At 61.9% G+C, this 5,794-nt stretch carries 5 protein-coding genes; 4 read left to right on the forward strand and 1 reads right to left on the reverse strand.

The features are described 5' to 3' along the window. From ABIV12_RS06345 to ABIV12_RS06355, 3 genes are all read left to right on the forward strand, one after another. On the forward strand, positions 1 to 1,047 hold a 1,047-nt coding region (locus tag ABIV12_RS06345; protein ID WP_348057399.1), incomplete at its 5' end, for a dicarboxylate/amino acid:cation symporter. Positions 1,048 to 1,117: 70 nt separating this feature from the next. Beyond that, positions 1,118 to 1,321, forward strand: coding sequence for a hypothetical protein (locus ABIV12_RS06350; RefSeq protein WP_348057401.1), 204 nt, complete (start codon positions 1,118 to 1,120; stop codon positions 1,319 to 1,321). Between the two features lie 179 nt (positions 1,322 to 1,500). Then, the gene (locus tag ABIV12_RS06355; protein ID WP_348057403.1) at positions 1,501 to 2,091 is read left to right on the forward strand and encodes a hypothetical protein; all 591 of its coding nucleotides are present in this window, start codon (positions 1,501 to 1,503) and stop codon (positions 2,089 to 2,091) included. A 441-nt stretch (positions 2,092 to 2,532) separates the two neighbouring features. Here ABIV12_RS06355 and ABIV12_RS06360 read toward each other — a convergent pair whose 3' ends face one another. Further along, entirely contained in the window at positions 2,533 to 3,441 is a 909-nt protein-coding gene (locus ABIV12_RS06360) for a hypothetical protein (RefSeq protein WP_348057405.1), read from the reverse strand. 628 nt (positions 3,442 to 4,069) lie between these two features. On the opposite strand from ABIV12_RS06360, the gene ABIV12_RS06365 reads away from it, so the two are divergent. Then, entirely contained in the window at positions 4,070 to 5,746 is a 1,677-nt protein-coding gene (locus tag ABIV12_RS06365) for a formate--tetrahydrofolate ligase (RefSeq protein ID WP_348057407.1), read from the forward strand. Positions 5,747 to 5,794 lie beyond the last annotated feature (48 nt).

The raw sequence follows: 5,794 nt of genomic DNA on the forward strand, positions 1-5,794 counted from the left end.
ACGTTTGTGATGTTCTTTCTGAACATGGTGATTGGCGTGGCAATCGGGCTGGTGATGATGAACACACTGCGTCCGGGTCATCACTTGAACCCGCAGGCCACCGCGCAGTTGCTGGAGGAGTACGGGAGCGGTACGCAAGCGATCCCCGCACGCGCCGCACAGACCGAGATGAGCCTGTCCACGCTGGTGGAGATGTTCATGCCGCGCAATCTCGTCGGCGCTGTGTCGGGCCAGAGCCGCGCCACGCTGGGCGATGTATTGCCGCTGATCGTGTTCGCGATCCTGTTCGGTGGCGCGGCGACCCAACTCGGCGAGAGCCGTCGCAAGGCGCTGCTGGAGGGCCTCGACACGATCACCGAAGTGATGACCGGCATTGTCCATTTTGCGCTGCGCCTCGCGCCGTATGCGGTGCCGGCGATGATTTACAGCGTCATCGTGAAAGTGGGACTGGATGTGCTGCTGGCGTTGTCGGTCTTCGTGATCGGCTGTGCTCTGGCGCTTGCGCTGCACCTGTTCGGCACGATGTCTTTGTGGCTGCGCTTCCTGGCGAAGCGATCGCCGCTGCCATTCTTCCGACTCATCCGACCCGTGTTGGTGACTGCGTTCTCGACGAGCTCGAGCAACGCCACGTTGCCAACCGCACTGGCCAGCGCCAGCGAAGACCTCAAGCTGCAGCCGAGCACAGCCAATTTCGTGTTGCCGCTGGGGTCGACGATGAACATGAGCGGCACTGCGCTCTACGAGGGCTGCGTGGTGCTGTTCGTCGCCCAGGTCTTCGGCGTGGACCTGTCACTCAGCCAGCAGATCATGCTGATGCTGTTGGCGGTGCTCAGTGCGGTGGCTGTCGCAGGGATTCCGGGTGGTTCGCTGCCGTTGATCGCCGGCCTGCTCGTCACGTTCGGCGTGCCTCCCGAGGGCATCGGCATCATCATCGGCATTGACCGCGTTCTGGACATGATGCGCACGACAACCAATGTCGGTAGCGACGTGGTGACAGCCGTCGTGGTCGACTACCAACTGCAGCGGGGTCAGGCGGTCACGCGTTGAATGACTGGACGCGTGGTGCGCCGCCAGCGAGCGCTGCACGAGCGCGGGCGCATCCGCCGGGTCCGCTGCAATGGCGGCGCGAACCGGGTTGAGTTCGATAGACCGGTGGCACTGGAGAAAGAAAGTCGTGCCGGCAACGTTGATCGTCACCTCATCGAAAAAGGGACGGCTGCAGATCATTGCCACGCTGCAAGAAGTGTTGCGCAATTTCTGGACGATCGACGCTGGGCGGGGGTTCCACGATGCCGTCCATTCCGCGACGCCCTCACGATGACTCGAATCGAGAGTCCGACTACAGGAAATCGACGGGCATGCTTGCTGAAGAATGCAATGCGACCGCGCGACCTGTTTTTTCGGACGGGCGACTGCGAACTTGCTCCATCGAATGCGGGCGTCTTTCAGCTTCATCGTCGTCGTCGCGATTGACGCGATCCATCCCCCCACGGACGCTGCGTGAATCACATGATCAATCGTTTTCTACTCGGTGCACTCATCGTTGTCGCCACCAATGACGCACACGCCGCAGCTGTCGCACCATTTTCGACAGCATTGCCGCAGCTCTGCAAAACTCTGCAACAGCAGGGATGGATGGCGCCAGAGGACCTGCTCAACCCGGGTCGGCGCCAGACTGCCGAGATCAATGTCCCGGGTGTCATGTACCTGTGCACGCTGGAGCATCGCCTCTCCGGGCAAGGGCCAGGACACAGGCCCGATCTGCAAGTCCTGTTGTCTGACAGCGGCAACGATCCGAGCATCATTTTTTCGGCAGACATCTGGTGTGAACGAGATCGTGCCGCTGCGCTGACCGCATTGGCTGATCAGCTGGCCAAGGAGATGCCGGCATTGGGATGGAGTGTTCCGAAGGAAACATTGGCAGCCGTTCGCGCCGGCGCTGCCCGCACGCAACGGTCATCTGCAATCGTCTTCAGCGCGAAGCCAATTGCGGTGGACTCGCGTGCGTGTGAACACGTCGGCGACGACGCACTCGGTCCCGTATGGATGAAGCTTGATGTGACGGTGGAACCCGTAGCACATGGCAAGTAGCGAAGCAGCAAGAACAGGGGCGCATCGTTCGACCCTCCTCGGCGCCGGCGCGCGGGCCGGCTCATACGGGGAATATGCTGAACCACGTGCCTTCCCTCAACGCTGGAGCGACAGCAGCAGACGGACACGCGTCATCCTCTTCACGAACTTGTGAATCTCGCAGTCCTCGGCGATCGCGATGTCGCGCAGATTGCTTCTGCGGCGCTGATTGCCCGTCGAATAAATGCGAAGACTGCCAATCGTTGCCACATTGCACGATCTGTTGCGCGATTTCTGACAGGTCGCTTGGGCGCTTGCCTGCCACGTTGGTCGTCCATTGCGCGAGGTCGGCACGATGACTCCAATGCGCCGTCCCGTCTGCGGGGCACTGCGGGCCGCACGCGGCACATCTTTTCTGACGCCCGCGATCCGTTGCTCCGCGCGTGCGGCCGACAGTGATCTTCAGGGAATCGCGATGGCGTCGCCCCGACGGTTGTACGCGTAATCGGTGATGGTGGCCGGGAACCCGTTGGTCGAGGGCTGCGTCAACAAATGCGCATAGCCGTAGTTGATCCGGCCGGTCATCGAATTGAGAAACTGGAACCCGATGTATGCATCCACGCCGTCAGGGCTGATCCACGGAGCGCATCCGGCGACCGACGTCGGATAGTCGAACGTTTCTGCAGGACCCACGATGTCGCCCGCGTGTAGCGGCAAGGAGATCGGGTACGGCGCGTCAGGGTCGTCGCTGTTGATCGTCGCAACGATGCCGTAGTTACGGACGGCGCCCGGCAAGTCATCGTCGTCATTGCTCGGGTAGCGGAAGACCAGGTACTGGTGACCCAGCACGAACAGGCTGGACGCCGGCCGAAAATGGTAGGTGCTGTCGCAGAATGCGCCCGCAGCCCCGAAGCACGTGGCGGACGTTTCCCAATTGATGCTCGCACCGTACATGTTCGCCGGGATGTCGAGGTTGATGTCGGCAACCTGCCGGACGTCGTCCTCGAGGTCGGACTGGAATACGACGTCGGCCGGATCGAGAGCGAACGTCGCGTCGATCTTGCAATCGAACTGGATCGGGCCGATCGTGTAACTGCCGTCACCGTTCGGCACACCACTGCAGGCACCGGCAGCAACCGCGATCACGCGATATCCGGGTTCCGCCACGATCGTCACCATCGATGTCCCGCCATCGGCAACGAGTTGTGTGGCTGGAAGAATACTCCCGTGCCCCGTCAGCGACGCCGGACCGAGTACACGGGTGCTCACTGTGAACTGGGTCGGCGTACCGTCGGGCGGCGCGCCGGCGTGTGCGGATGCCACAGAGCCGAAAAAAAGCAGCGACGACAGGACGGCGGTTCTGAACATCATGGTCGATCTCCGGAGAAGGACTGGGATCAACGCGACAGGCGGGCACCGCCGAGTCGTGCCGACTTCGCCAAGCATCTGCGATCACGCTTTCATTGCTCTTTCAATCGCGCCTGCCCAAATTTGTATGTGTCGAAGCCGGGAAAACGGGAGTCGTTCATGACTGCCGGGTGCGGCACGATTCCGTATTGGCACGACCATCGCGCCGAATTCGATGCAAGCCGCGCGACGTGGAGCCGCAGCAGTGCTGCGTTTCTGCCGTGCGTTGTCCGGCTGAGCCGCAGCAATGCCGACGGAAGCTCCATCGTTCGCACTCCCGAGTCCGATGCAGGAGTTTGGCGCCTCAGCGTTGGCCCTTGGGCGCTCCATCGACGATTCTTCAAGCGCCAATGCCGAGCGGTGGACATGGCATCGACGGAGCTCACGCCCTTTCGCGTCGGTAGCGCGCAAGAGCTAACAGGACCGCAGCCCATCTTCCCAGTTGAAAAAAATTCCCGTCTTATCCCATCATCAGCCGGTGGATACGCGATCGGGCGAATCCGGCGCGGGTGTAGTCGAACGTTCGGCTTCCGCAGCGCAGCATTCTTCGCCTTGTCCTGTGCAGTCGCCGTTTGCCCTCTGGAAGAACAACATGGCCTTCAAACCCGATATCGAGATTGCACGCGAAGCGACGAAAAAGCCCATCGTGGACATTGGTGCGAAGCTGGGCATTCCGCCGGAGCATCTGCAGCCCTATGGCCACGACAAGGCCAAGGTTGGGCATGCTTTCATCCAGGCACTGGACGCGCGGCCGATGGGCAAGCTGATCCTGGTGACCGCGATCAACCCGACCCCTGCTGGCGAGGGCAAGACCACGACCACGGTGGGCTTGGGTGACGGTCTGAACCGGATCGGCAAGAAGGCCATCATCTGCATCCGCGAGGCGTCCCTTGGCCCGAACTTCGGCATGAAGGGCGGTGCTGCGGGCGGGGGCTATTCGCAGGTCGTGCCGATGGAAGAGATGAACCTGCATTTCACCGGCGACTTCCATGCCATCACGTCCGCGCACAATCTGCTGGCGGCGATGATCGACAACCACATCCATTGGGGCAACAGCCTCGACATCGACGAGCGCCGCGTCGTGTGGCGCCGCGTGATGGACATGAACGACCGCGCGTTGCGCGATGTGGTGGTGTCGCTCGGCGGCGTGGCGAACGGGTTCCCGCGCGAGACCGGCTTCGACATCACTGCGGCGTCCGAAGTGATGGCGATCCTGTGCCTGTCCAATGATCTCGACGATCTGCAGGCCCGGCTTTCCAACATCGTCGTGGCCTATACACGCGAGAAGAAGCCGGTTTATTGCCGCGACCTCAAGGCCGATGGCGCGATGACCGTTTTGCTGAAAGATGCGATGCAGCCCAATCTGGTGCAGACGCTGGAAAACAATCCGGCCTTCGTGCATGGCGGCCCGTTCGCCAATATCGCGCATGGCTGCAATTCCGTGATCGCGACAAAGACGGCACTTCGCCTGGGCGACTATGTGGTGACCGAGGCGGGGTTTGGCGCCGACCTTGGCGCGGAAAAATTCTTCGACATCAAATGCCGCAAGGCCGGGCTTGCGCCTGCCGCCGCAGTGATCGTGGCGACCGTTCGCGCGATGAAGATGAATGGTGGCGTGGCCAAGGCGGATCTGGAATCCGAAAACGTCGCCGCCGTGCAGGCCGGCTGCCCGAATCTCGGCCGCCACATCGACAATGTGAAACGCTTCGGCGTACCGGTCGTGGTGGCGATCAACCACTTTTCTTCCGACACCGATGCGGAGGTCGAGGCGGTGAAGGCGTATGTCGCCGAGCGCGGTGCGCGTGCGTTTCTGTGCAAGCACTGGGCACAAGGCTCAGCGGGCATCGAGGATCTGGCGCATCACGTGGTGGAGCTGGCAGAGAGCGGTGTGGCGAACTTTGCGCCGATCTACCCCGACGAGATGGGCTTGTTTGCAAAGATCGAAACCATCGCGAGGACGATCTACCACGCCGATGGCGTCGATGCAGACCCGTCGATCAGGAAGCAGCTCAAGACCTGGGAGGCTGCGGGTTATGGCCATCTGCCAGTGTGCATCGCGAAAACCCAGTACAGCTTCACCACCAACCCCAACACGCGTGGCGCCCCGACCGGCTTCACCATTCCAGTGCGCGAAGTGCGGCTGTCGGCGGGCGCGGGTTTCATCGTGGCGATCTGTGGCGAGATCATGACGATGCCGGGGCTGCCCAAGACACCCAGCGCCGAGTTGATCCGCGTGAACAAGCAAGGCTTTGTCGAAGGTCTGTCCTGAGTGAACACGGCAACATCACTGGCCACTGGCGCGGCGGCTTTGACATGA

It is taken from the genome of Dokdonella sp., from assembly GCF_039926425.1.
In the GTDB taxonomy this organism is placed as follows: domain Bacteria; phylum Pseudomonadota; class Gammaproteobacteria; order Xanthomonadales; family Rhodanobacteraceae; genus Dokdonella_A.